This window comes from Arthrobacter sp. NPDC056691 (genome assembly GCF_042791415.1).
Lineage (GTDB): Bacteria > Actinomycetota > Actinomycetes > Actinomycetales > Micrococcaceae > Arthrobacter.
In genome coordinates this window covers 1-23,310 of record NZ_JBHTXX010000041.1, presented here as the reverse complement: position 1 = coordinate 23,310, position 23,310 = coordinate 1, and the positions used below count along the sequence as shown (strand labels likewise).

The window sequence follows — 23,310 nt, the reverse complement described above, 5'->3', positions numbered from 1 at the left end:
GTGCAAAGGCCCTTCCTGTCCAGCCAGTAAGAGGGCATCCCGTTGTGGGAGGTTGTATTCACCGACTGCATCATGGGCGACAGTCTTGCAGACTGTGAGCCGGGCTGACCGATGCTTGGCACGGATGTTTAGGGCAGACTGGTGGCGTGAGCGGAATCCGGTGGGTGCTGCACGTCGATCTCGACCAGTTCATCGCGGCGGTCGAAGTGCTCCGCCGGCCAGAGCTTGCGGGCAGGCCGATCATTGTGGGCGGCCGGGGCGACCCCACGGAACGGGCTGTGGTGTCGACGGCGTCCTACGAAGCCCGGGCGTTCGGCGTGGGTTCCGGAATGCCACTGCGCATTGCGGCCCGGAAAGTACCAGACGCTGTGATCCTGCCCGTCGATCATGAGGCTTACCTCACGGCGTCTGAAACGGTGATGGCTACCCTGCGCGCACAGCCCGGCGCCACCGTGCAGGTGTTGGGTTGGGATGAAGCCTTTGTAGGCACTGAGACAGAGAGTCCGGAAGCCTACGCCCGGCAGGTGCAGGCAGCCGTACTGGAGCGAACGCAGCTGCATTGCAGCGTGGGCATCGGCGACACCCTGGTCCGGGCCAAGGTGGCCACCGGTTTCGGTAAGCCGGCCGGCGTCTTCCGTCTCACCGCCGGGAACTGGCTAGACGTCATGGGGAGTCGCCCCACCAGGGACCTGTGGGGCGTCGGAACCAAGGTGTCGGGCCGGCTGGCCAAACTCGGCATCAACACAGTCGCCGAGCTCGCCGCGTCCGACCCCCAGGACCTGGTCCCGGAGTTTGGCCCCAGGATGGGTCCCTGGTACGCGGAGCTGGGACGCGGGGACGGCACCAGCGTAGTCGACGACACCCCGTGGGTTGCCCGTGGACACAGCCGCGAGACCACCTTCCAGCGCGACCTGACGGAGCCTGCCCAGGTGGACGACGCCGTGCGGGAGCTGACAGCGCACGTCCTTGAGGATGTGGCGGCCGAAGGACGCCCCGTGATTGGGCTGACGCTCAAGGTTCGCTACGCGCCCTTCTTCACCAAGACCCACGCGAAGAAGATTCCCGGGACCTTCGACCGGAAGGAAATCCTCTCGCGTGTCTTGGACCTCGCAGCCGCAATCGAAGCCGGCCGTCCGATCCGGCTCCTGGGCCTGCGGGCCGAAATGGCAATGCCCGACGATGCCCGAACGGGACATACGCCGACCCGCGGTGGATGGTGACGGCTCCTTCCTTATTTTTGAGCTGTCCGGCCCGTTCGCGTGCGGAACCTCCGCCTCGACAGTAGCCTTCTCACTCGGGACAGGTTTCGAAAAAAGGAGAGTCGAATGAGCGAGAAGCTGCGTTGGGGCGTTCTGGGCAGCGCCCGCATCGTCCGCAAGACCATTCCGGCGTTGCAGGAAACGAAAAACGGTGAGGTTGTAGGTATTGCTTCCCGCACCGAGGAAAAGGCGAAGGAATACGCCGACAAGCACGGCATCCCGCAGGCGTTTGGCTCCTATCAGGGGCTGCTCGATTCCCCGGACATCGACGCCGTCTACATTCCACTGCCGAACGCACTGCATCTCGAGTGGATTCTAAAATCCCTGGCCGCAGGCAAGCACGTCCTGTGTGAAAAACCCTTGGCGATGAGTGCCGCCGAGGTTGCGGAGATTGCGCGCAAGGCCGACGAGACCGGGCTGAAAGTCCTCGAAGGCTTCATGTACCGCTTTCACCCGCGTTTCGAGAAGCTGCAAGAGCTGCTCACCGCCGGTGCCGTGGGCAAATTGACGTTTGTCCACGTCGGCCACTCCTTCGACGCGGGCGGGGACGACAACATCCGCTGGTACTCCGCGCTCGGCGGCGGCGCACTTTTCGACACGGGATGCTACTGCGTCAACGTCAGCCGGATGGTCACGTCACAGGAGCCTGCTGAAGTCGCCGCCTTTGGCAACTACCGCGACGCCAACGACGGCGGCCAAATCGACACCAGCATTGCAGGCATGCTGCGCTTTCCCGGCAGCGCCACCGCGCTTTTTGATACCGGAGTGAACCTCGAACGCCGCAACTTTTTGGAACTGACGGGCACCGAGGGCAGGCTCTACCTCGACAATCCGTTTGGGCTCTTGGAGGAGGACTCCGTCCTGGAGGAGCATCACTTCGGGCAGGACACCATCCATCACCAGGTCAAAGGCGAAAACCATTTCGTCCGGATGGCCGAACACTTCGCCGACAGCGCCCTAAACGGTACGCCGCTCCGCTACGACCTCACGGATGCGGCAAACAACGCGCGGGTGTTGGAAGCCCTCGACGCCGCAGCGCGGAAACAAGCGGGCGGTGCCTGATTGTTGCACGCAGTCGTTCAGGAGGCCAAGGATGCCGGAGTCTGGGTGTTCGGCGGCGGCATCGATGAGAGCATCCCGCCCGTGATGGTCGACGGCGACGGGACCGTTAGCGAGGGCACTTACCTGCAGACGAGGCAGCTCGAGGGCGGCTACTCGGTGCTGGAGCTGGCCTCGTACGATGCGGCCGTAGAGTCGGCAGCGAAGATCGCGGTCGCCTGCCGGTGCGCGCAGGAGGTTCGCGCTTTCCATGACGGCCCCGCCGGCGCAAGGGTGTGAGCCCTGCGATCTCGAGCAAGGTCGGCCAGACGATCATGCAGGCTCGGCACTGGAGCTAATCGCTCCGCCTTGGTAGCTTCAACGTATGGCCATCAAACTTGAGAACGTCGGTATCGCCGTCCGCGACCTCGAAGCAACAATCGCCTTTTTCACCGACCTCGGTCTCACGGTCGTCGGCCGTGACACGGTCAGCGGCGAGTGGACCGACACCGCCGTCGGACTTGACGGCAACCACGCCAAGATTGCAATGCTCCAGACCCCGGACGGCCATGGCCAACTGGAGCTCTTCGAATACATCCACCCCAAAGCGATCGAGACGGACCCAACCCGTCCCAACGACATCGGCATGCACCGCGTGGCCTTCTCGGTCGACGACATCGACAAAGCCCTTGAGATTGCTGCGAAGCACGGATGCCGCCCGCTACGCGGCGTGGCGACCTACGAAGACGTCTACAAACTCACGTACCTCCGCGGTCCCAGCGGAATCCTCGTGATGCTCGCCGAGGAACTGAAGAAAGGCTGACGCCCGGATCCGGAACCCGGGTGCCGGGTTTCGCTGGCTGCGCCGTCAACTCTGCTGGCGGTGCTGCCCTAAGACGTCCCGGGCGGTCGTCCATTTCCGGGTGCCGTACCTGTCGTTGTTGGTGTAACGCAGCTTCGCGTCGCCGCTGAACATGCTGGCGAAGTATTGCATGCCCTGCCACGGCGGGAACGGCTCGGTAGAAGCTGGCATGAGGGCTCTGACCGCCCGGCTCATAAGAGTCAGGGAACCCACGCTGCCCGCATAGAGGGGCCGGAACTGTGTGCCCGTCAGGTCGGTCATCGTGGATGCCAGGGTCCTGGCCGTGACTTGGTCCCCGGCGATCTGGAGGACGCGGGGCGCCCGCTCGTCGAGGGCTGCGGCGGCGGTGTAAGTGGCGGTGTCGTCTTTGGTGGTGAAGTCGAGCACCTGGTCGGGGTCGGACCAGAAGAGCACCCGGCGCCGGGAGGACAGGATTATTGGAGCCTGCCCGGTGAGCATGTCGGTGAAGGCGCCGCTGAGGATCGATGTGGCCCGGATTTCGGTCGCGTCCAGTTCCTGTGCGAAGTCTCTGCGGAGCTGCAAGTTCCGGTTGCTTCGGGGCCGGATACCACGGTAATCGATGGAGAAATCGGAAGGGATAAACCGGGGCACACCCGCCGCGGCCGCCGCCTTCAGCAAGCGCGATTGAGCACCCAAGATTGCGCTCTCGGGACCGTTGACCGCGGAGACCACGCAGGCAACATCCGTGCACGCCCTGCGGAGGCCGTCCGGATCGTCATAATCCGTCTGGATCACCTCGACGCCCCTGGCGTGTAGCTGTGCAATCTGCCTTGTGCTGGTCTCTGCTCGTGTCAGGACCCGAACGCTGGCACCTAATGCGACCAGACTCCGCAGGATCCGTCCGCCGAGATCGCCGGTGGCACCGGCAAGAAGGACGGTGCCCGGAGGCGGTGGCGCTGCGGTCATGGTTCACACCCCAAGTGATGTCCGGTTGGAAAATCGATCATCGGCTAAAGACTACCAACGGGCGTATGCGCTTTCCGGGTTGCTCTTCCTGGGGGTCGGCCAAAGATACGACGGAAACCAGCAGCCAGTGATCTTGAGTTGTACTTGCCGCAGGTGAGGTGCTGGGGCGGATCGGCGTCTGCCCGACCAGGGACAGCGATGCGCAAACGCAGCCGGACACCCGATCTTGTGGAACCGTTCGCGGTGGACTTCTTCGCATACCCGCTTAGATCGGTCAACGGCGCAGCCGATAGCGCAGGTGAAGCACCCGGTTGCCCTGAATCACCACGTCAGGATCCTCCAACAGGTGCTGCGCGTGGACCGACCCGAAGTAGCGCTTGCCGGACCCGAGTACGACCGGTACGACGTCCATGCGAACCTCGTCGATAAGGCTCGCGGCAAGAACCTGGCCACCGACGTCGCCAGCAGCGACCTCGACCGTGCGGTCACCCGCAAGCTCGCGCGCCTTGGCCACGGCTGTCTCGACGCCGTCGACGAAGTGAAACGGCGCCTCGGGGTCCCAGCCCTCGGGCTCGGGACGGTGCGTCACGACGATCACGTGGTCGATCCCGCCCGGAGGCTTTCCGTCCCAGCCGTCCGTCATGTCGAAGACGTGGCGGCCGACGACGGTCACCCCGATCTGGTCCCAGTACGGCCGGGTGTAGTCGTAGGATGTCTGCGATACTTTCAACACGCCGCTCTCGTCCAACGGCACGTCACCGCTGGACAACCAGTCGAACAGGGGTCCGGGCTGGTCGTTCTCGTCCGCGATGAAGCCGTCCACCGACACCGAGCCGTACATGACCACCTTGCCCATGGGGCGCTCCTTTGCTTTGAGGTGCCCCCACATTAGCGTGCCGTGAGCTGTCGCTGTTGTAAGAAATCAATCGGCCGGCAGCGGCCAGCTGTCCAGCACGTGGCCGGCATGTCCGCGCGGGAACGCCGTGCGGCACACTTCCTGGATGCTGTGGATTTTTTTCAAGCGCATAAGCGTTGGGCCGAATCTGACCAATCCGTCATGATTTGATCAGACGACGAGGCTAAACGATTATGACGGTCCCACTGTTGCGCTTGCGGAAGGAGGAGCATGGGCGGAATTGAAAACTTGGCTGCCGATTCCGACGACCCGTGGGCAAAAGCCACCAGACGGTCTCAGGGGCTGGTGGATGAAGGCCTCGGCCAGGCTGTCACGGCATACTACGCGCGCTACCTCCCAATTGGATTGTTCCTGCTGGTTGTCGCCGTCGCTTTGGTCGCATTCTTCGTCTCCAGCGGATCTGAAGCGGACTGGTCTCTGTACCTGATAGTTGGCTGTGGCCTCGCCGTGGTTGCTGTATTGACCGGAGGCCTAATCTACAACTCAAAACATGTGGTCCCAGCCGCCGAATACGGCAATGTCGACGTGCTGCTTTCGCTGGAATCTGAAGAGCGAAAACAGATCAGGCAACAGATTGCGGGAAAAATCCCTGCTGAGCAGGATCATCTTGCGGTAGCCCGTGGTGCGGCGGTGCAGATGCGCAAGGGTTTAGCCACGCAGCTTCTGTTCGCTCCGATATATCCGCTTGTCTTCCTTCCTCAGGCGCTTCGACTCGCCATGCGAGGTGATGATTTGTTCGCTTGGTTCATGCTTATGGCCGTCGGTCTACTGGCAATCGGTGTTGCATTCGTCGTCCGGGACTTCCGGCGTGCCGGCCGCTTTCTCACCCGTACGACAGGGCAACCCTTCCCAACGAAGCCAGACGAACGTCGAGCCTGAGGAACCTTCTATGGGGGCGTCGCTGAGGGCACAGACAGCGACTTGGTCCTATCGAGCAGCCACAAGCTCTATTTCGAAGCCGTCTGAGTTCTCGAGATAAGCGGCGTAATGCTCAGACCCGCCGGCGTACGGATATCGCTCAGGGAACAACGAGGTCCAGCCGTGCTCAGTACTGTCTTGCACCAGCCCGTCCACCCTCAACCGGCTGGCCACCACGAAGGCCAGGTGATTCAACCCAGGCGCTGTTCGTTGATGATGCCGGCCACTCAAATCCGGTGATTCTTCTAGAACTATGTACGTAGAGCCTTTCGCCCAACTGATTCCATCTGGCCAGGTCTGATAGGGCGTGTACCCCAAGGTGGTCAATAGCCAGCCCCACTCTCTTGTGGCTCTCTTGAGATCCGGCACCCACAGTTCGATATGGTGCAGTGCACCTTCTGACTCGTCATTCACTTTGTGAGTCTTTCACGCGTCCAATGCAGTGGCTGCTCAAGCACTCTTGCTCGCATCCCAAGTCAGTCCCGGGAACCCTCTACGGTTCCTGCCTGACGAGTTCGAGGGCTTGGGCATAATTTTGTTTGAGTGTGGGAATCGGGGTAGCCATGCGCCGTAGCGCGACTCGGACCACGTCGACGGCCGACTTCCTGGCGATACGAACCAGCGGGTATCCCTCCTCGACTACCTCCCAGTGGGCGCCCGGAACAGTATGCGTGAGGAGATCTCCGTAGAACATCCCGATAGGACGGGCAAGCTCCGCCGGCAAACCAACATTGATGGCTTGGTCAAGAGCGGCGAGGCTTTCTGCTTTGCGTGGCAGTGTTTGACCTTGCTCCTGGAAATAGCTGAGGAGTTCGTCGTATCCGCCGACGTTGGTTGGCGGGGGAACGACGGCATTCGAAGTGACTGGTTTATATTCCGCGTATCTTCGCGGCATTCCCGCTGGCAGTTTCTGCAGAGGTTCGTCGGGATCTTCGGGGATGTTCATGTGGTCATCCTAAGCACAGCCCATTTCGCCCTAATCGGATTACGAGGAGGCGAACTTCTACGTGGCGGCCTCTTCTGCAGGAAGTTCGAATGCTGTACCGGCTACCTATATGGCATCAGTGCCGATCGCACCAGAATGATGTCAGCGCCGTATTTGCGGTCCAGTTCTCGCTGGATCTTGCCGTTGTCGTACGCAACCAATATGACGAGGTAACCATTCTGGATGCCCGATATGAGGATGGGCTGGCCGCCTGCAGATTGAAGATCGTGCTGAATCTGCAGGAGCCGTGCTTTGTTCCCCTTTCCCGGCTTCCCCGTGACGGGCTTTGCAGCGTCGGGGATACCTGTCTCCGTGGGCGAGGCTGGAACCGATTCCCGGGTTCGGACGAATTCGCCGTTGTCCCAGGTTCCCCTCACCGTGTAGGTTCCCCAAGTGACGCCAGCTGCCCTTTCGTATCCGGTCACCGCCGACCAGTCCCAGTTCCTGAGTACGGGACCACCGCACGTTTGTGGGGGATAGGAAGCAGTCATGGCACCCAGGCAAAACACCGGCGGGTCGTCGCCTTTCTGAAGAACCGCCCCACTGCCGGTCAGTTCTCCCGGCGAGGGAGTTTGCACAGCAGGCGTTGTCGGCCCGGCAGCAGGCGGGGCTGGAGAAGCGCATCCGCCCAATAATGCGGCCACTGTTGCAACACCACAGGTCACGCGCCTATTCATAGGGACATGATCTCCCGCTGCTCCTGCTCGGAGAACGACTCGGGCAATATTGACGCGTGCTCGTGACCTATTGCCGGCATTAGCAGCTAAAACTTTACGAGCGGCTAACGGGCATCTGAGGCAATTTGACCAAGACCGAACCGTGACGGGAACACGAACTCCAACCCGACCATTGAGGAACGCCCATCGGGTAATCCGCCGAACCCTCGAGAGGGTTGCGGCGATAATTGCCGTCATGGATGAAAGAAGACGTCAGGCCAGTGCCGGGCCCTCGAACTATCACCTTCGCCCGCAGCCAGTACGACTCCGTCCTGGCGCAGGCGCTCCGCCGCTGGCGGGCGATTGCAGGTCGCCAGAGCATGGACGACTCGTCGCCTGACCTTATTGCCTACCCCGTACTGGCCGTCGACGAGGAAGGAGGAGTGCACTGCTTCGTGGACCGGGATGCCCTTGAAGAACTGGCTGAGATGTTCATACACGGCGAGCTCACTCTTCTCGTTGATGCCCGTGGCTTCGAGTAAATCTACGAACAAGGAGACCTCCCGTACATTGAGTTGAAGAGCACAGACTTGGCCGACGCCGCAGAGCTGACGCAGATTGTCGACGACCGCATGGAATACCTCCGCTCTCGCGGAGCGCTGCATCACGCCACGTCCACGTCAACGGCAGGCGGAGAGCCGGTCAATAGCGAGTTCGAGCCAGCATTCCGACTCGCGCAGACGTACATCCTGGGCTAATCGAAGCGGCTTTTTAGAGACCCGCTACCGACATCCCCATTTCCACCAGGCATTGTCTTGTCCGCGGAGGAACCGTGAGCGGACTAATCCTCCTCGGAGGCATGGTTCCGTTCACCTTGGGCTGTGCCCCTACGAATTTGCCGATCCGCGGCGGAGCACGCGGCGTAGAAACCTGAGCGGTGGCGGTACGAGGGCCTGCTTTCTGTAGTGCTCCCGCAAACCACGCAGAAGTTGCTCGTATTCGTCCCGGTCAAAAGTGAAGGACTGCCCTGTCAATGTCTCTGGCTCGCCGTCTTCGGGGTCGCCCTGCCATCCGATCTTCTGCCATGTAATTGTCTGCGGAGACAGGGCCAATTCCACGCTGACCGCCCCGCACCACAAGTCACCGCAGACCGCACAGACCAACAGCGAAACCCGGCCATCGTCATAGTCCCCGGGCTGTACCCCCAGCAGACGGTCCAGATGGTCCACGACTGCCTTCGGCCGCCAGTCATCGCGCAAGGGCGTGGTTTCGTACAGCGGCTGCTCCCAGTCCTCCGGAACATCCAGCAGGTCCCGCATTTGGCCGATCGTCTACGAGGAAGTCAAGAAATGCTATTGGGCGCTCATGTTGCTGATCGCCCTTGGACTCGACGCAGCTTGAGGCGGAAGGCGCAACCGTGAGTCGGTACAGTCCGTTTTCCATGGATCCAGTATCCCGCCCTCGCTGTGGGGAATCGAAATAATAAAGGCTTCGCCATGTTCGCTGGACTGCTGGTGGCGGCGCTTTCGCTAGTTGGCGCTTTGTGGTGAGCGGAGATATTCCGGCAGAAACGGCATTAGTTACCGCGCTCATTCTTGGTCTGGCAACGTTTCTGGCGACAAACCGAAGCTCCATAAAGAAAGCCAAACAGGCGGACGGTCACCCCCCAATGATGACCGTCCGCCTTGAACTGCACTGGTTTGACTGCCTACGGGGCGGAGTTCACTACTGATGTCCTCACTGAGGACCAACTGGTGACCGTTCCGGCGGGAGAGCCTGGGTAGTCCTTCAGGAGAACGCTTTGTTCGCCTATGACAAGACCGGAAGCCGGGTCGATGATGATGTCGGTCCTTGCCGCGCCGTCTGGTGAGGGGATGCCGATTGCGGTGCCCGTCCTGCCGTCAACGGTTGCTTGCCTGTCACTGAGTGTGACGCCTGGAATGAGGGCGGCGGCCTTGTAGAGGGCTGCGCGAAGCTCGGCTGGAACGGCACCTGTTCGCAGGCCGTCCGCAATGGTCACGAAGGCTTCACTGTCGGGGGTCTTGCCGGCGCCCTTGGTCCGTTCGTAGACGAGGTCCAGCAGAGCACGGGGGTCCTTGGGCAGGTTGCCGGCGTCCTTCAAAGGTGTGCCGATGATGGCCGCCGGTTCGTTTCCGTAGAAGGCACCGCCTGGTGCGCGGACAATGCCAACACTTGACGGCTGCCCTGCAGGTCGATGGCTGTCCCGTTCGGCCATTTCGGCGGCGAGTGCTTTGGCTTCGTCGGTGGATGATTCAAGAGGCACCCGCGGTTCGCGGTTCCAGACCCATTCGCCTTCGCGGTTGGCTGGAATATAGACCTTGCCGCCGGTTGTTTCCTGCCAGTTCACTTCGCGCCCGTCTGTGGTTTGAGCGCCACCGCCAGTGAGTTCTTTCGTCTCAATTTTCAGGTACTGGCCGGCTCCCACCACCGCGTCGGAGGCGTGGAGGGATACGGCGGCAGCGTTGTTCAGGACCTCGGCTGCTTCGGCGGTCGCTCCAGGGGCACCAGGGCGCACGACGTCGGCGACAACGATGCCGCCCACGATCAGAGCGGCGGCCGCCGAGGCGAACAGGAACCGCCGGCGGAAACGGATGGGCGTATCGGTGGCTTTGGGCCGGGTTTCCTCAGCGGTGGAGGATTGACCGATTTTGGCCATGAGCTTTTCGCGTCCGCGGGCCAGGGTTGCCGGAGGCGCGGAGCCGACGTCGCTACGCATTTCGCGGAGCAGCTGCAGGTCGTCCATGGTAGTTCTCCGTTTCGCTAAGTTTTTCGAGGTTGAACTGGGTTCGCAGTGTTTGCCGTGCACGGTTTAGGCGGGATCGAACGGTTCCCACGGGAACGTTCATGGCCAGGGCGATGCCGTCATAGGTCAAATCAGCCCATGCATAGAGCAGCAGCGTTTCCCGGTCGTTGGCAGCCATGCTCTTGAGCGCGTGGGCGATTCGCCCGGTGGCGACTTTGGCGTCGACCTCGGCGGCGATCCGGTCTGAATCGTCGGCCATGGCCTCGCGTGCTGCCGACTTGGCGGCTGCTTTGAGCACCTTGGCTTCGGCCCGGTGATGTTGTCTAAGCAGGTTGGTGGCGATGCCGAACAACCATGGCCGGGCGTCATCCCGGCTGGCGTCGTAGGTGCCCAACTGTTCCCAGGCGACCAGGAAGGTTTCGGAGGTGACGTCGTCGGCCGCGAAGTCACCGGCTCGTCTGGCCGCATATCTATAGATGGCTGAGGCGTGCCTGTCGTATAACTGCCCGAAAACTGCGGGGCTGTCCCGGGACCGCCTGATGATGTCGCTGTCTGTGCTCACACTATGTATTGACCGTTTCCCGCAAAAGAGTTCACGGGTGGCCTTCTTCCTCTCACCGGACCTCGACAAAGCGTATCCGTGCCCGATGGTCAGCAGCCCTGTCCGAACTATTCGTTGCGGCGCCTTTTTGGGAACCGGATCGCTCACGGGAATGGTGGGATCGTCGGGCTATGCCCGTCCACGTCTTCCTGCAGGAGGAAAACTGGGTGGCCGTGACTTGGTGACAAGCGGCTGGCGCTCAGTTGGCCCCGCAGTCGAACCATGTGTCTCAGGACCAGGCCATTTGCCACCTTGGGGAACGCCTATCGGGTCAACTGATGTGCCGGGGGATGGTCGGTGACAAATGGGCAGATCTGGCGAAGCAGGCCGGGCTACCAATCATTGTGAATCCTTATTGAACCCGAAGTTGTATAACTCAGAACATCGCGGTTCCGCTTCTCGCATTTCTGTGACGAGGGCATCAAATCTCTGCTTCGTCATCGGATATTCGGCAGGGAGGCCATCCCGAATTGTCTGCGCCTTTGCCACAATCTGCTGGAGCAGCCCCTGAATGTTGATGTTGGGCCAGAAGGACAGCCCGCCGACAAACTCCTCCTGGATCATGTACATGTCGTCCAAGAGCTGTTCTCCGCCGATCTCATCGGATAGGTAGCCGTCCGGGGTTTCCATGTCGAAGGGCGTTCCCGCATACATGGAGTCCAATGTCACCGATAGTCGTGTGAGCTCCCCAATGCACCTTCTGCGGGCAACAAGCCGCTGGATGGCCGTCGGCAGAATCATGAGCCTCTTTCGCTTGCCCTAGTGATGGACGCCGAGACGACAACGCGCGGCTCGATTTTCCGGAAGTCTACGCTGACTCCGGGGAGCCACCTGTAAAGGCTCATGAGCCCAACCCCGAACGGTGCGGCTTCCAGTTACCAACCGGACCGTCTCTGACTCGCGGCAGTTCGAACTGTCCACCTGGTTGGGCAGCCGGGCGGCTGGTTTGGTGTTCGTAGGTTCAACCTTTGAAACTGGAATCATCGGAGCCGCACTATGTTTCGATCAACAAAGATCAGAGCCGGTCGGAAGGGAGTGGCTTCATGGGGGATGAAGCGGTTTTTCATCAGCTCTTTGTCTCGCGTGTCGCCATGTTTGCGTTCTTTCTGCTGTCCCTGGGCGTTGTGATTAATGAACGATTAGTTCCCTTATCAACCCCGTCGGGCGCGCCGACCGAGGAACTGGTCTTCTGGAGTTGCGCCGGTGTGGTCCTGCTCTGGTTTAGCTGGCGAAACTGGAGGCTCGGGGTCCGGCTCACGTCTACTGAGGTCCACATAAGGGGTTTCTTCCGCGACAGGAAGATCCCGCGGGAGAGCGTTTTGGATGTGACCCCGCTGGGCCAGCTGGTGTGGATAGCCCCGGACAGCGATGTGCGGGCGTCCTGGTTGATCGCATTTACAGATCTCGCTGGCGGGCGCGAGGGAATCGGCCGTGCGCACAACACGCGAGCTCTGGCACGGTTGCGGGAGGAGCTTGTTGGACCACCCGTGGAGCGGCCAGAATCTGCAGCGTATGGAGAGGAGCGGAGTTACGACCCTCCAACGTACCGGCGCCGACGGGACCGGAGCGGGCCGGCGAAGCGCGCAGGCCGAAGGAAATTATTGCAAGATGGTTGGCTCGCTGTTCTCCAACTTCTGGGCTGGAGCCTTTCCGCTGCCCTGGCCAGTTGGCTGGCCATAGAGCCCGCTTTGTGGTTGGGAGGGCACGACGCAGACGTTCTCCGCTCGGCCTTGAGTCTTGGTCCCTACACCCAAAGCAGTGCTATTCAGGCGGTGATTTTCTGGGGCGTCGCTGCAGCGGCGCTTGCGGGAAACACGCTCGGGTTGGCATACCTCATGTTCCGGCCGGAACGACGTTGAAATCCCGTGGTTACAGATGAAGGAACGCTCTATGGGGCTGCACTTCTAGGCAATCTGACCCTTTTCCTCGTCGTTCATTGCCTCAGTGCTGTCATGGGTTACGACATCCTGGGGCCGGAACATTCCTGCAAGCCAACCCCCGATAAGTGCGGGGTAGTACGACACAGAGAAAAACCGGTTGGGGCCCTCCAAAAGGGCGAGAACAAAAGGTATGGCCATTAATACAGTCAGCACCGACAAAGTAACGATGAGCCATCGACCGGGTGCGAATATCAACTGAGAGCCCTTGGCGTGGCCACGCAGAAGGTAAATCGCACCAAGGCCGGCGCCCACAACAACTAAGAGCAGACCGACCCAGCCCACAACATCGCGGTCCCCGTCTTGACCCCCGAATATTGCCAGGGTCAACGAAATCAGTATCAGGACAATGACAATGCATGCAGCCGCCGAACGCTGCCTTCTCTGCCTCACCGTCAACATGGGATCATCGAACGTCAGTGTGCGACCCCTGTCAACGTCCCGGTGAGGGCCAGTCCGCAAATCGTCCCGAAAGCGGGTCACCCACCGGACACTCCGCCAAGTGACCTGCAGCGTTAGGCTCAAGCGGACCAGACCGTCCCACACGACCGGTTCGGTGAAACGTCCGGTGACGGACTGCTATATGGCGCACTGCTACCCCTGAGGCGGACACTCCTGTTCATGGGTGAAATTAAGGTTGGCTACGCAAGGGTTTCCACTGACGAACAAGACCTCACGGTCCAGCGTGATGCCTTGGCTGCCATGGGCGTCGAACCTGATCGTATCTACGTCGATCATGGCCTCACCGGCAGCAACACAAATCGTCCAGGCCTGCGAGAGGCGCTGGCCGCATGCCGAAGCGGCGACACCTTCATGGTGACGAAGCTCGACCGGCTGGCCCGGTCGGTCCGGGACGCGCACCAGATCGCCGACGACCTCGCCGCGCGCGGAGTGAAGCTGAGCATCGGCGGTTCGTTGCATGATCCCGCGGACCCGATCGGCAAGCTACTCTTCAACGTCCTGGCCATGGTCGCTGAGTTCGAGGGCGATCTCATCCGGGCCCGCACCCGCGAAGGCATGAAGATCGCCAAAGCCAAGGGCCGGCTACGTGGGAAACAGCCCAAACTGTCCGCCAAACAGGAAGCACTCCTGCTCCAACTCCATGACGCCGGCGGACACACCATGTATGAGCTCGCCGAACTGTTCTCCGTAGGCCGTTCCACCGTCTACCGTGCGCTCGACCGGGCACGCCAAAAAGCGGAAAAGAAGGCCGGCTCTGGACACTTCCAAAGCTAAACGCACCAAGACTTCACGTTAGCCGGAGCGGACCAGGCCAAAGCCACGACGGCGGTTCACCCCACCGTCGTGCCGGCCCAACCCACCGTCGTACGCGCCCGAATCAGCCCAAGGCAGGCCACTGCCGCCGCGACGGACACCACCGTGACGATGCCGAACGGCAGGGCGTTGTCCGCGCCGGCGATGCCCACCAGCGGTGCTGCCACGCCACCGAAGGCGAACCGCGCCAGGCCGAGCAGCGACGACGCAGTGCCCGCGATGTCCGGATAGCCCCGCAAAGCCAGCGACGTCGCGGACGGGCTCGCGGCCGCCACTCCGCCAACCATCGTGAACAGGGACAGGATCACCGCAATCAGGGGCAGGTGCAGGATAGCGGTGACGAGCAGTCCGACTGAACCGGCAGTAGCCATCGCCAACCCGATGATCAGCATCGCCTTCTCCGACCACCGCTCAGCCAGCCGGCCGCCGAGGAAGCCGAAGATCATGAACCCCAGCGAATTCAGGCCGAAGGCAAGCGAGTAGCCCTGCGGCGACAACCCGTAGATGCCCTGCAGCACGAACGTGGCGCCGCTGAGGTAGGCGAAGATCGCGGAGTACGTAAAGCCCGTGATCAGCACGGCGCCGACAAACACGCGGTCCGCCAGGAGGCGACGGAAGTCCTGCAGGGTATGGGCAAATCCGCCGGCCGCCCGCCGCTGAACAGGGAGTGTCTCCTTGAAGATCATCAGGCACGCCACCAGGATGGCGACGCCGACGCCCGCCAGGAAGAGAAAGACGCCTCGCCAGTCGGTGACGGAGGACAGCTGGCCGCCGATGACCGGACCCACGATCGCCGCCAGTCCGCCCAGCACCGTCAGGCGGCCGTAGTACCGCAAGAGCTTGGCGCCCTCGTACACGTCCCGTCCGGCGGCCTGCGCAATCACGATGCCCACGGCTCCGGCCAGGCCCTGGACGAACCGGGCGGCAATCAGCGTCTCAACGGTCGGGCTGATGGCGCAGAGAACGGACGTGACCGTGTAGGCGGCGACGCCGATCAGCAGGGGACGCCGCCGGCCGAAGCGGTCCGACAGCGGACCTGCAATGACCTGCCCGATGGCCAGGCCGAGCAGGCAGGCAGTGATGGTCAGCTGCGCCGTGGACGTGGAACTCCGCAGCTCTGCGGTCAGGGCCGGCAGCACTGGCAGGTACAGGTCCATGGAAATCGGACCGAAGGTGGTCAGCAGGCCAAGGACAATTGCCAGCGGCCGTCCGACTGCCTGTTCGCGCGTGGTCACCGGAGCGTCGGTCACAGTCACGCTGCCTCCGTTCAAGGGGTAAAGGGCTGCCGCCAGTTCGACGGCGGGTGGTTGGGGATGTGCTCCACCTAACCAGCATTTACAACGCTGTGGGAGTCCCTGCTGGTACCCCTCGCAGCAGGGACTCCCTCCGCGCGGCCTACCCCACGGTTGTGGAAGCGGCCCACCCCGACCGGCCAGCCCGCTCCAGGGCCCCGAGCGGCGAGGCCCAACCCGCCAGGATCTCCCTGGCGGCAGGGATCGGCTCCACGGCGAGCGCCTGCCGGTGGGCCTCGTCGAGCACATCGCCGATGAGCACCCGCTGACCGGTCTGCGAGGATTTCACTGCCGCCTCAACCATCGCCAGGCTGAGCACGTTCGCATGGATCTCACCTGACGGAACCTCACCTGTCCGCAGGCTCCGGACAAACTCAGCCAGCGCCCCGGCGATCTCTTCCGGGCCCTCGGCAACCACAGAAACCGGCGGGGAAGAAGCGGAACCCAACAGCCCGCCGTCGTCCATCACAGCCCCGGCGCCGGCGACCAAGCCGGCAACAAGCTCCGAGGCGGGCGCCGCGGCGCCGTCCCAAACCGCCGAGCCGTGAACTCCGTTCATCCGCCAGCTGCCGTTCCACGAGGTCTCGAGCCCGTCGGCGCACCAGCTCCCGGTGTAGACAAACCGCGTCCCGCCCTCCATTTCGAAGACGGCCGTGGCAGCCGCGTCCCCGGCGTACCAGCTCCAGCCGGGGTTGAACTCCTCGCAGTAGACGGAAACCGGGTTCTGGCCGAGGAGGTACCGCGCGGCGTCGAACGCGTGGATGGCCATGTCCACCAGCAGCACATGCTCCATCTCCTCCCGGAAGCCCCCGAAATGCGGCGCCTTGAAGAAGTCGCAGGTCAGCAGCCCGATCTCCCCGAGCCGGGCACCCTGCCCCTTGAACGCGGAAAGCGTCCGGAAGTAGCGGCGGGACTGGCTGATCATCAGCAGCTGGCCGGTCGCCTCGGCCACCGCGGCCAGAGACAGGGCCTCCGCGACGGTCGGCGCCGCGGGCTTCTCGCACAGCACGGGAAGCCCCAGGAAGTGCGCCTCGACGTTCACCGGATGGTGCGCGGCGGGGACCGTCACGTTGACCACCGCCTGCGCATCCACGGCCGAAGCCAGCTCGGTCAGGCTCGTCCCCACCGGCACGTCATGAAGGCCCAGTTCGGCCAAAGCCTCCCGTGCCGCCTGCGGGTTGAGGTCCACGACGCCGGCCAGTTCGACGTCGGCCGACTCACCCAGCAGCCGCAGCCAGGCCCGGCCCATGCCGCCGGCCCCCACCTGCACCACGCGGACGGGCGCCGTAGGATCGGGCAACGTAACGAAGCGGCTCAATTGGCCATCGCCCCCTCGTAGCTGTGGCCGGTGTAGAACGCCTCGGTTTCGTACCGCAGCAGGACGGGGTCAGTGCGCTCCGGCCGCACGGTGCGGGCCCATTCCACGCCGTTGGCGATGACCCTGCGCACGTCTTTGTGGTGGTAGACGGGGTAGTCCTGGTCGCCGGGGCTGAAGAAGAAGATCTTGCCGTAGCCCCGTTTGAACGTGCACCCGCTGCGGAACACCTCGCCGCCGGAGAAGGTGCTCAGGAAGATCAGTTCGTCGGGGGCGGGGATGTCGAAGTGCTCGCCGTACATCTCCTGCTCCGGAATGATGAACGGATGCGGCACGCCTTGCGCGATCGGATGGGTCGGGTCCACGGTCCAGACAATCTCGCGGTCCCGCTCGGAGCGCCAGCGCAGCGTGCACGTGGTGCCCATCAGCTTGCCGAAGATCTTCGACCAGTGCCCGGAGTGGAGCACCACCAGGCCCATGCCGGCCAGCACGTGCCGGTGGACGCGCTCCACCACCTCGTCCGCCACCTCGCCATGGGCGGCGTGGCCCCACCAGACCAGGACGTCGGTGTTGCGCAGGCGCTCCTCGGTGAGGCCGTGCTCCGGGTCATCGAGGGTGACCGTACCAACCAGGGCCCGCGGGCCAAGGTTCTCCTCAATGCCCTCGCGGATGGTGTTGTGCATGCCGTCCGGGTAGATCCCGGCCACGTGCGGCTGGTGCTGTTCGTGGCGGTTTTCGCCCCATACGGTGACGCGCAGGGGAGTGTGGTTCTCAGTCATGGAAGGGTTCCTTGGGTTCGAAAGAAGTAAGGGCTATTTGACGGCGCCGCCGGTGGCGCCGGCCGCGATGTATTTCTGTGCCAGGACCAGCAGCACGATGGCCGGCAGCGAGGACAGCACCGCCGTCGCCATCACCGCACTCCAGTTGGAAACCTGGGTGCCCAGGTACTGGTAGATGCCCAGCGTCACCGGCCGCACCTCCTCGGTGGTGGTCAGCGTCAGGGCGAACAGGAAGTCGCTCCACGAGAAAAGGAAAGCGAACAGGCCCGCGGTAATGAGGGAGTTGCGGCTGATGGGCAGCACGATCGAGACGAACGCCCGGACCAGCCCGGCGCCGTCCACCCTTGCCGCCTCCACAATGCTGGGCGGAATCCGCATCATGAAGGCACGCATGATGAGGATCACGAACGGGATGGCGTGCGTCGAGTCGGCCAGGATCAGCCCGGGGATCGAGTTGAGCAGGCCGAGGTCGTTGTAGGCCGCATAGAGGGCGTTGGCGATCACGATGCCGGGGATCATCTGCGAGATGAGGATTGCCAGCAGCGCGGCGTTGATCCAGCGGAACCGGAACTGCGCCAACATGTATGCGGCGGGGGCGGCGACGGCCAGGCTGAACACCACCGTTCCGAGCGAGATGGCCAGGCTGGTCAGCAGGTTGGGGCCCTGCTGCGCGATCGCCTTCTCATAGCCCTCGAAGCTGGGGTTCAGCGGCAGGAAGTCCGCTGTGAGGGTGTTGCCGGACGGCTGCAGGGACGCGTTGACCATCCAGTACACCGGGAACAGCATCACCGCGAGGAGTAGAAGTCCGACGGCGGTGTGCCCCAGTTTGGGCCGGTTGGCCCTCCGCGGCCGCAAAACGGCCGGCGTGGAGCGCGCCATGGTTGAATCCAGGGTTGTCATGGTGGTCCTCTTACTCGTCGACCGCACGGCGGTTCATGCGGAGGTAGACCACCGCGAACACCAGGGAGATCAGGATCAGGATGTTGCTGAAGGCTGCGCCGACGCCGAACTGGAAGTTCACGAACGACTCCTGGTAGGAGCGCACGGCCAGGGTCTGGGTGGCGTTCGCCGGTCCGCCGTTGGTAAGGCCGAGGATGATATCCAGGACCTTGAGCGTGTAGACGACGCCGAGGACCAGCACCACGCTGACCACCGGCCGTAGGTTGGGCCAGGTGATGTGCCAGAAGGCCTTCCAGCCGGTGGCGCCGTCCACCGCGCCCGCCTCATACAGCTCCTCGGGAATCTCCTGGAGGCCGCCGTAGAGCAGGGTGACGTTGAAGGGGATTCCCACCCAGACGTTGACCAGGACCACGGCCAGCAGCGCCACAGACGGGCTGGTCAGCCAGGGGACCGGTTCCTGGATGACGCCGAGGTTCCGCAGGAAGGCGTTGAGGATGCCGCTGTCCTGGTCGAGGATGGACCGCCAGGTGGCACTCGACACGATCAGCGGCAGCAGCCACGGCAGCAGCAGCATCGACCGGAGGAACCCGCTGAGCGGGAACCGCCGCTTGAAGAAGCTGGCCAGGGCCAGGCCGATCACAAACTGGCCGGCGATCGATCCCAGCGTGAACAGCGCCGTATTGAGCATCGCCGGGGCGAAAAGGCCGCTTCCGACGGCGGTGGCATAGTTCGCCAGGCCCACCCAGGGCGCTTCTCCGGTGAAGAAGGTCCGGGTGGTGTACTCCTGCAGGCTCATCACCACGTTCTTCGCCACGGGGTAGCCGAAGAACAGCAGGAGGAAGAGCGCGGCCGGTGCCAGGAAGAGAGCCTGGACCAGGCGCTCCCGGCGGTAGCCCCGCCGTCGTCCTTCCCGTCCTGGGGTTACCGCGGTGGCGGGGGAGAGGCCTCCGGGCGCCGGGCTGGTAGTCAGTGTCGGCACGGCTCCGGCTCCTTTCCGCGAGGCGAGTCGGGTGCTTGCGTCATCCCGGCCTACTTCGTTTCGGCCTTGGTGAAGGCCTCCTGCGGGGAGGCCTGGCCGGTCAGCGCCAGCTGGATCGCCGTGTACATCTCCGTCGCCGTCTTGGGCCATTCCTTGCCGAGCTTGCCCGTGCGGGACCGGGCATTGGCTACCTGTTCGGTGAACGCCGCCATTTCCGGAACTGCCTTCACGTACTCACCTGCGAGCGCGGTCTTGGTGGGAACGGTGAAGCGCTCCTTGGCCAGGGCCAGCTGGTTCTCGTCGCTGCTGATGCACTGCACCAGCTCCGCGGACTTGGCCTGCGTGGCCTTGTTGCCCGTCTGCGGCACGGTCCAGACCTCGCCGCCGAGCGGGGCCACCGGAGTCTGCCCCTGTGCGTTGACCGGGACCTGCACTGCCTCCCACTTGATGTTCGGCGTCTTGGCCAGTGAGGGGATCTGCCACGGGCCGTTGATCATCATGGCGGCCTTGCCGGCGGCGAACTGGTCCCGCACGTCAGCCTGGCTCCAGTTCACCACGCTCTTGGACGCCGAGCCCGAGGACACCAGGCCGTCAATGAAGCCCAGCGCCTCCGCCACCTTGGGGCTCTTCAGGTCGGTTTCCTCCCCGCCGTTGGTCCACATGAAGGGCAGGAACTGCCAGCTGCCCTCGTAGGTGGCGATCGCGGAGAACGCCAGGCCGTAACGGTCGCCGGTGGTCAGCTTTGTTGCCGCTGCCTTCAGCTCATCCCAGGTCTTGGGCGGCTGGATGCCGGCCGCGGCGAGCATCTCCTTGTTGTAGAACAGGCCCAGCGTGTTCGCGGTGGGCGCCAAACCGTAGACCTTGCCCTCGTAGGTGGCGGCGTCCAGCATGCCCTGTGCAAAGCCGGAGGTGTCCACGCCGAAGTCGTTCAGCGGGGCCAGCCCGCCGGTTGCGGCGATCTCCTGCACGTCCGGGTTGTCCAGCATCAGCACGTCCGGCAGGGTACGGGAGGACGACCGTTGCAGGACCTTCTGGATGAGGTCCTTGCCGGGGACCGTCTCGCGCTTGAGCGTCACGCCCAGCTGAGAGGCGCACTTGTCCAGCGCACCCTGGATGTGGGTCTTGTCAGGTTCGTTGTTGTAGTAGTCCAGGACGGTCAGCGAGTCGACCTTCCCGTTGGCCGCGGCCTGGCTGCTGCCCCCGCTGCACGCGGTGAGGGCGAGGGGCGCGATGACGGCCATGGCCATCAGGCAGGTGAGTGATGTTTTCTTCATGTGGGGCTCCTTTGCCGTGTTTCGGTGATTCCGGTGCTTCGGTGGTTCCGGGCGCAACGGATCGTCCGGGCGGCCTGCTGCCGCTGCGGTTGGAAATGTGTTGGTGGGTTGGGGTTTGGTGGTTGGTTCCGGAGAACGTACGACGGCGGGCTACGAGCCGGCCGCCACTGCCTGCCACTGGGCGTTGTTGGCAGCGCTGGTTTCCGCGGCGTGGAGAAGGCGCTGGATCTGCAGCCCCTCCGCAAACGAGGGTTCGGGCTGTTGGCCGCTGGCGATGCACCGGGCGAAATCAGCCGCCTGGTGGACGAAAGCGTGGTCGTAGCCGAGCCCGTGTCCGGGCGGCCACCATGCTCCCGCATAGGGGTGCTGGGGCTCAGTGACGAGGATCCGGCGGAAACCCGCCGACTCAGCCGGCTCGGTGTGGTCGTGGAACCAGAGCTCGTTGAGGTCTTCGAAGTCGAAGGCCACGGAACCGAGGGAACCGTTGACCTCGAGCCGGATGGCGTTCTTGCGGCCGGTGGCGAAGCGGGTTGCCTCGAACGTGGCCAGCGCCCCTTCGGCGGTCCGGCCGATAATGACGGCTGCATCATCCACGGTCACCGCGCCGCGGCCGGTCCCCGTGTCCCCGCTGGCCCGGAGTCCGGACGACGATGCTGGCAGCGGCCGGGTCTTCACGAAGGTCTCCGTCAGCGCGCTGATCCCTGCGAGGCGGTGTCCCGTGACGTACTGCGCGAGGTCCAGGATGTGGGCGCCGATGTCGCCAAGGGCACCGGATCCGGCTTTGTCCTTCTCCAGGCGCCAGACCAGCGGAAAGCTCTCGTCGGCGATCCAGTCCTGCAGATACGAGGCGCGGATATGCCGGATCGTGCCGAGCCTGCCGTCCCGGACCAATTCGCGGGCGTAGGCAAGCGCCGGTGTCCTGCGGTAGCTGAAACCCACCATGGCCAGGGCGCCCTGGGCCTTCCCCTCCTCCGCGGCGAGCGCCATCTTCTCGGCTTCCGCCAGGGTATTGGCGAGGGGCTTTTCGCAGAGGACGTGCTTGCCGGCCTGAAGCGCTGCGATCGCAATCTCGGCGTGCAGGTTTCCGGGAACGCAGATGTCGACGGCGTCGATCTCCGGGTCCTCCACCAGGGTCCGCCAGTCGGTTTCCACGCGGCCGATGCCGAACTTATGGGCGAAAAGCTGTACTGCTTCCCGGTCCCGGCCGCAGACTGCTGCCAGGACGGGTTGGACGTCGAGATCGAAGAAGCGGGGCGCCGTCGTCCAGGCCTGGGCATGAATGGAGCCCATGAACGAGTAACCGATGAGGGCCACACGGAGTTTCCGGGGTCCTGGTGTTGCTGGTGTTGTGGACGTCATCGTCCTCCTGTCGAAGGGTGCAGGGAAATTCGGATGGGACGAGAGTTAAGCGGTTAACTTTCGGATCAGAACCGCCCCCGGTGCAATGTGTCGGGGGATGTCGGAACAACTCTGCATGCCGCGGCGCGGGGTTGTCAAGGAAAAAGTTAACCGCTTTACTGGAGACCTGTCCGGATCCCCGAGTCTGAAGTGAAAGAGGCGTGCTGTGCCCACCATGAGAGACGTTGCGAGGCTGGCGGACGTCTCCATCGCCACGGTGTCGTTTGTCATCAATGACACCAAGCCGGTGGCCCCGGCCACCCGCACCAGGGTCGAGGAGGCCATGCAGGAACTCGGCTACCGCCGGAATGCCCTGGGGCGCGCCTTGGCCAGTAAGCGCACCCGGATCATTGCCCTGCTGTACCCGGCGCTGCAGCGGCGGCTGAGCGAAACCGCCGTGAAGTTCTTCACCAGTGCCACGCAGACGGCGAAGGACCTCGGCTACAACCTGGTGCTGTGGCCCATCAGCAACGACGCCGAACAGGTTGAGGAGCTCATCTCCAGCGGTTTCATCGACGGTGTCCTGCTCATGGAAGTGCAGCTGGACGATGCCCGGGTAGAGCGGCTGCAGCGTTCCACCTTGCCCTTCGCCCTGATCGGACGGACGCGGCATCCGGAGGAACTGCCGTACGTGGACGTCGACTTTGAGAATTCCATGATCGAGGCCGTTTCCTACCTGGCGGGGCTGGGCCACCGAAAGTTCTGCTTCGTTGACAGCGGCGGCGCCGAGCATGCCCTCAGCGGCTACGGCCCGGTGGTGCGGAGCCGGGCGACCTTCGCCGCGGAAGTGGAGCGGCGGGGGCTGGAATCTATCCACATCTCGTGCGAGGAATCGCCGATCTCAGGCCAGGGCGCCGCCGAGAGGCTCCTCAAAAAAGCCCCCGAAACGACGGCGGTAATCCTCATGAATGACAGCGCGTCGTTCGGCTTCATCAACGGGCTGGAAAAGCACGGCGTCGATGTTCCCGCCGACATGTCGGTCCTGCTGATCGGCTCAACGCCGGACGGCGCCGCCACGACGGATCCTCGGCTGACCGTCCTCACGCTGCCCAGCACCGAGCTGGGACGCATGGGCGTCGAGACGCTGGTCGATCAGCTCGAGGAACGGGGCGGGCCCATGCGTCAGGCCGTGGTGGTCTGCCGTTTCGAGGAAGGCCAGTCCACCGGTCCTGTCCCGCGGTAAACCCAACTGGGTCGCAGATCAGGGCGTTCCCAGCGCTCAGAACGCCCTGATC

25 protein-coding genes are annotated in these 23,310 nt (G+C 63.5%); 9 read left to right on the top strand and 16 right to left on the bottom strand.

Going from position 1 to position 23,310, the window contains the following annotated elements; all coding sequences use genetic code 11:
- Positions 1 to 164: 164 nt before the first annotated feature.
- From ACFRAU_RS23200 to ACFRAU_RS23185, 4 genes are all read left to right on the top strand, one after another.
- The gene (locus tag ACFRAU_RS23200) at positions 165 to 1,220 is read left to right on the top strand and encodes a DNA polymerase IV (RefSeq protein WP_378001680.1); all 1,056 of its coding nucleotides are present in this window, start codon (positions 165 to 167) and stop codon (positions 1,218 to 1,220) included.
- Between the two features lie 105 nt (positions 1,221 to 1,325).
- Positions 1,326 to 2,321, top strand: coding sequence for a Gfo/Idh/MocA family protein (locus ACFRAU_RS23195; RefSeq protein ID WP_378001669.1), 996 nt, complete (start codon positions 1,326 to 1,328; stop codon positions 2,319 to 2,321).
- Positions 2,322 to 2,597, top strand: coding sequence for a YciI family protein (locus tag ACFRAU_RS23190; RefSeq protein ID WP_378001668.1), 276 nt, complete (start codon positions 2,322 to 2,324; stop codon positions 2,595 to 2,597).
- 85 nt (positions 2,598 to 2,682) lie between these two features.
- Complete coding sequence (locus tag ACFRAU_RS23185; RefSeq protein ID WP_378001667.1) at positions 2,683 to 3,120, top strand: VOC family protein; 438 nt, start codon at positions 2,683 to 2,685, stop codon at positions 3,118 to 3,120.
- Between the two features lie 45 nt (positions 3,121 to 3,165).
- Here ACFRAU_RS23185 and ACFRAU_RS23180 read toward each other — a convergent pair whose 3' ends face one another.
- Complete coding sequence (locus tag ACFRAU_RS23180; RefSeq protein ID WP_378001666.1) at positions 3,166 to 4,086, bottom strand: NmrA family NAD(P)-binding protein; 921 nt, start codon at positions 4,084 to 4,086, stop codon at positions 3,166 to 3,168.
- A gap of 274 nt (positions 4,087 to 4,360) precedes the next feature.
- On the bottom strand, positions 4,361 to 4,942 hold the full coding sequence (locus ACFRAU_RS23175; protein ID WP_378001665.1) for a dihydrofolate reductase family protein: 582 nt from the start codon (positions 4,940 to 4,942) through the stop codon (positions 4,361 to 4,363).
- A 270-nt stretch (positions 4,943 to 5,212) separates the two neighbouring features.
- Here ACFRAU_RS23175 and ACFRAU_RS23170 point away from each other — a divergent pair, with 270 nt between their 5' ends.
- Positions 5,213 to 5,881, top strand: coding sequence for a hypothetical protein (locus ACFRAU_RS23170; protein WP_378001664.1), 669 nt, complete (start codon positions 5,213 to 5,215; stop codon positions 5,879 to 5,881).
- A 48-nt stretch (positions 5,882 to 5,929) separates the two neighbouring features.
- Here the strand turns inward: ACFRAU_RS23170 and ACFRAU_RS23165 are convergent, their stop codons facing one another.
- The 3 genes from ACFRAU_RS23165 to ACFRAU_RS23155 form a co-directional block, all read right to left on the bottom strand.
- Complete coding sequence (locus ACFRAU_RS23165) at positions 5,930 to 6,334, bottom strand: VOC family protein (RefSeq protein WP_378001663.1); 405 nt, start codon at positions 6,332 to 6,334, stop codon at positions 5,930 to 5,932.
- A gap of 79 nt (positions 6,335 to 6,413) precedes the next feature.
- Positions 6,414 to 6,866 carry a DUF6278 family protein gene (locus tag ACFRAU_RS23160; RefSeq protein WP_378001662.1) on the bottom strand — a complete coding sequence of 151 codons (453 nt, stop codon included), beginning with the start codon at positions 6,864 to 6,866 and terminating at the stop codon, positions 6,414 to 6,416.
- Between the two features lie 101 nt (positions 6,867 to 6,967).
- Complete coding sequence (locus ACFRAU_RS23155) at positions 6,968 to 7,330, bottom strand: hypothetical protein (RefSeq protein ID WP_378001661.1); 363 nt, start codon at positions 7,328 to 7,330, stop codon at positions 6,968 to 6,970.
- Between the two features lie 512 nt (positions 7,331 to 7,842).
- Between ACFRAU_RS23155 and ACFRAU_RS23150 the strand changes: the two genes are divergently transcribed.
- Entirely contained in the window at positions 7,843 to 8,103 is a 261-nt protein-coding gene (locus tag ACFRAU_RS23150; protein WP_378001660.1) for a hypothetical protein, read from the top strand.
- 345 nt (positions 8,104 to 8,448) lie between these two features.
- On the opposite strand, the gene ACFRAU_RS23145 is transcribed toward ACFRAU_RS23150, so the two are convergent.
- The 4 genes from ACFRAU_RS23145 to ACFRAU_RS23130 all read right to left on the bottom strand — a co-directional run bounded on the left by ACFRAU_RS23145 (position 8,449) and on the right by ACFRAU_RS23130 (position 11,667).
- Entirely contained in the window at positions 8,449 to 8,880 is a 432-nt protein-coding gene (locus tag ACFRAU_RS23145; RefSeq protein ID WP_378001659.1) for a hypothetical protein, read from the bottom strand.
- Positions 8,881 to 9,269: 389 nt separating this feature from the next.
- Complete coding sequence (locus ACFRAU_RS23140; RefSeq protein ID WP_378001658.1) at positions 9,270 to 10,325, bottom strand: CU044_5270 family protein; 1,056 nt, start codon at positions 10,323 to 10,325, stop codon at positions 9,270 to 9,272.
- Entirely contained in the window at positions 10,291 to 10,887 is a 597-nt protein-coding gene (locus tag ACFRAU_RS23135; protein WP_378001657.1) for an RNA polymerase sigma factor, read from the bottom strand. Before ACFRAU_RS23135 ends, ACFRAU_RS23140 begins: the two co-directional genes overlap by 35 nt.
- Positions 10,888 to 11,265: 378 nt before the next feature.
- Positions 11,266 to 11,667 carry a hypothetical protein gene (locus tag ACFRAU_RS23130; protein WP_378001656.1) on the bottom strand — a complete coding sequence of 134 codons (402 nt, stop codon included), beginning with the start codon at positions 11,665 to 11,667 and terminating at the stop codon, positions 11,266 to 11,268.
- A gap of 227 nt (positions 11,668 to 11,894) precedes the next feature.
- On the opposite strand from ACFRAU_RS23130, the gene ACFRAU_RS23125 reads away from it, so the two are divergent.
- Positions 11,895 to 12,785 (top strand): hypothetical protein, encoded by an 891-nt coding sequence (locus tag ACFRAU_RS23125; protein WP_378001655.1) that lies wholly within the window; start codon positions 11,895 to 11,897, stop codon positions 12,783 to 12,785.
- Between the two features lie 699 nt (positions 12,786 to 13,484).
- Positions 13,485 to 14,099 (top strand): recombinase family protein, encoded by a 615-nt coding sequence (locus ACFRAU_RS23120; protein ID WP_378001654.1) that lies wholly within the window; start codon positions 13,485 to 13,487, stop codon positions 14,097 to 14,099.
- A 56-nt stretch (positions 14,100 to 14,155) separates the two neighbouring features.
- On the opposite strand, the gene ACFRAU_RS23115 is transcribed toward ACFRAU_RS23120, so the two are convergent.
- The 7 genes from ACFRAU_RS23115 to ACFRAU_RS23085 form a co-directional block, all read right to left on the bottom strand.
- Positions 14,156 to 15,394 (bottom strand): multidrug effflux MFS transporter, encoded by a 1,239-nt coding sequence (locus tag ACFRAU_RS23115; protein ID WP_378001653.1) that lies wholly within the window; start codon positions 15,392 to 15,394, stop codon positions 14,156 to 14,158.
- 139 nt (positions 15,395 to 15,533) lie between these two features.
- A complete protein-coding gene (locus ACFRAU_RS23110; RefSeq protein WP_378001652.1) occupies positions 15,534 to 16,748 on the bottom strand; it encodes a Gfo/Idh/MocA family protein in 1,215 nt (404 codons plus the stop codon).
- A complete protein-coding gene (locus ACFRAU_RS23105) occupies positions 16,745 to 17,524 on the bottom strand; it encodes a ThuA domain-containing protein (protein WP_378001651.1) in 780 nt (259 codons plus the stop codon). The genes ACFRAU_RS23110 and ACFRAU_RS23105 overlap by 4 nt, the downstream gene beginning before the upstream one ends.
- A 33-nt stretch (positions 17,525 to 17,557) precedes the next feature.
- Positions 17,558 to 18,424, bottom strand: a complete 867-nt coding sequence (locus ACFRAU_RS23100) for a carbohydrate ABC transporter permease (protein WP_377997813.1) — start codon at positions 18,422 to 18,424, stop codon at positions 17,558 to 17,560.
- A 10-nt stretch (positions 18,425 to 18,434) separates the two neighbouring features.
- Positions 18,435 to 19,403 (bottom strand): carbohydrate ABC transporter permease, encoded by a 969-nt coding sequence (locus ACFRAU_RS23095; RefSeq protein WP_377997814.1) that lies wholly within the window; start codon positions 19,401 to 19,403, stop codon positions 18,435 to 18,437.
- 50 nt (positions 19,404 to 19,453) lie between these two features.
- Entirely contained in the window at positions 19,454 to 20,677 is a 1,224-nt protein-coding gene (locus ACFRAU_RS23090; RefSeq protein ID WP_377997815.1) for an extracellular solute-binding protein, read from the bottom strand.
- Positions 20,678 to 20,827: 150 nt separating this feature from the next.
- A complete protein-coding gene (locus ACFRAU_RS23085; RefSeq protein WP_377997816.1) occupies positions 20,828 to 22,036 on the bottom strand; it encodes a Gfo/Idh/MocA family protein in 1,209 nt (402 codons plus the stop codon).
- Positions 22,037 to 22,250: 214 nt separating this feature from the next.
- On the opposite strand from ACFRAU_RS23085, the gene ACFRAU_RS23080 reads away from it, so the two are divergent.
- Positions 22,251 to 23,258, top strand: a complete 1,008-nt coding sequence (locus ACFRAU_RS23080) for a LacI family DNA-binding transcriptional regulator (protein WP_377997817.1) — start codon at positions 22,251 to 22,253, stop codon at positions 23,256 to 23,258.
- Positions 23,259 to 23,310: the final 52 nt, after the last annotated feature.

Excerpts from the sequence above, each read along its gene's own strand:
- ACFRAU_RS23120 (WP_378001654.1), top strand. The coding sequence starts at position 13,485 with ATGGGTGAAATTAAGGTTGGCTACGCAAGGGTTTCCACTGACGAACAA.
- ACFRAU_RS23100 (WP_377997813.1), bottom strand. The coding sequence starts at position 18,424 with ATGACAACCCTGGATTCAACCATGGCGCGCTCCACGCCGGCCGTTTTG.
- ACFRAU_RS23195 (WP_378001669.1), top strand. The coding sequence starts at position 1,326 with ATGAGCGAGAAGCTGCGTTGGGGCGTTCTGGGCAGCGCCCGCATCGTC.
- ACFRAU_RS23105 (WP_378001651.1), bottom strand. The coding sequence starts at position 17,524 with ATGACTGAGAACCACACTCCCCTGCGCGTCACCGTATGGGGCGAAAAC.
- ACFRAU_RS23145 (WP_378001659.1), bottom strand. The coding sequence starts at position 8,880 with ATGCGGGACCTGCTGGATGTTCCGGAGGACTGGGAGCAGCCGCTGTAC.
- ACFRAU_RS23175 (WP_378001665.1), bottom strand. The coding sequence starts at position 4,942 with ATGGGCAAGGTGGTCATGTACGGCTCGGTGTCGGTGGACGGCTTCATC.
- ACFRAU_RS23080 (WP_377997817.1), top strand. The coding sequence starts at position 22,251 with ATGAGAGACGTTGCGAGGCTGGCGGACGTCTCCATCGCCACGGTGTCG.
- ACFRAU_RS23160 (WP_378001662.1), bottom strand. The coding sequence starts at position 6,866 with ATGAACATCCCCGAAGATCCCGACGAACCTCTGCAGAAACTGCCAGCG.
- ACFRAU_RS23085 (WP_377997816.1), bottom strand. The coding sequence starts at position 22,036 with ATGACGTCCACAACACCAGCAACACCAGGACCCCGGAAACTCCGTGTG.
- ACFRAU_RS23090 (WP_377997815.1), bottom strand. The coding sequence starts at position 20,677 with ATGAAGAAAACATCACTCACCTGCCTGATGGCCATGGCCGTCATCGCG.
- ACFRAU_RS23140 (WP_378001658.1), bottom strand. The coding sequence starts at position 10,325 with ATGGACGACCTGCAGCTGCTCCGCGAAATGCGTAGCGACGTCGGCTCC.
- ACFRAU_RS23170 (WP_378001664.1), top strand. The coding sequence starts at position 5,213 with ATGGGCGGAATTGAAAACTTGGCTGCCGATTCCGACGACCCGTGGGCA.
- ACFRAU_RS23185 (WP_378001667.1), top strand. The coding sequence starts at position 2,683 with ATGGCCATCAAACTTGAGAACGTCGGTATCGCCGTCCGCGACCTCGAA.
- ACFRAU_RS23180 (WP_378001666.1), bottom strand. The coding sequence starts at position 4,086 with ATGACCGCAGCGCCACCGCCTCCGGGCACCGTCCTTCTTGCCGGTGCC.
- ACFRAU_RS23130 (WP_378001656.1), bottom strand. The coding sequence starts at position 11,667 with ATGATTCTGCCGACGGCCATCCAGCGGCTTGTTGCCCGCAGAAGGTGC.